The organism is Moritella viscosa (assembly GCF_900120065.1).
GTDB lineage: Bacteria > Pseudomonadota > Gammaproteobacteria > Enterobacterales > Moritellaceae > Moritella > Moritella viscosa.
On sequence record NZ_FPLG01000117.1, the window covers coordinates 1 to 661 of the forward strand.

1 protein-coding gene is annotated in these 661 nt (G+C 31.9%); it reads right to left on the bottom strand.

Going from position 1 to position 661, the window contains the following annotated elements:
- The coding region (locus BT797_RS19720; RefSeq protein WP_075473248.1) for a hypothetical protein at positions 1–489 on the bottom strand (489 nt) is incomplete at its 3' end.
- Positions 490–661: the final 172 nt, after the last annotated feature.

A 661-nucleotide genomic window follows, 5' to 3' on the forward strand; every position in this document is an offset into this window, starting at 1 on the left:
TTGCTTAACCAACCATTTAAACTTATTAGTTTCATTTACTATATCGTTTTCCATGTTTATGTCTGCATACCAAGTACTGAGCTGCTCTTTTCTTCTTTTCATCAGCTCGCTAATTAACTCATCATGCTGCTTATCTTTAATTATGAAGATGTTTGCACCTTCCGTTTTATAAACCGTGTAGGTTACCTTGGAAAAGGTTGCCCACGCTAAGCAGATTGCACCTATAAATATCCACATGGGGTCAAAATAAAAAGTACCATTAATAAAACTACCGTATGCACTCTGGAATACTCCGATACCTATCCATAATAAGCCCACGTTTCTAAGCCATTCATTTTGTTCTACTTGTTCGGAAATTTTTAGAGGTAAATCTCCATAGTCGACATCCACGTCACCTTTACTAGATGAGTCTTCATAAGTGTAATTAAACTGCTCATCTTCCAGACTAAACGTGTATTTATTTTTACCCTTTTTTTGTATAACTTCCATTTTATTTTCCTAAATAAATAGTGTTTCCTATCACTTATAGTATTGATCAATCTTAATCCTGAATAAGTCAGACATTAATCGTCGACAAATCTAACTATCATACGAAATTCTATATAATGTAAATAGCACCTTAACTTTTAATTATAAATAATAACAAATTAACTATTAATTA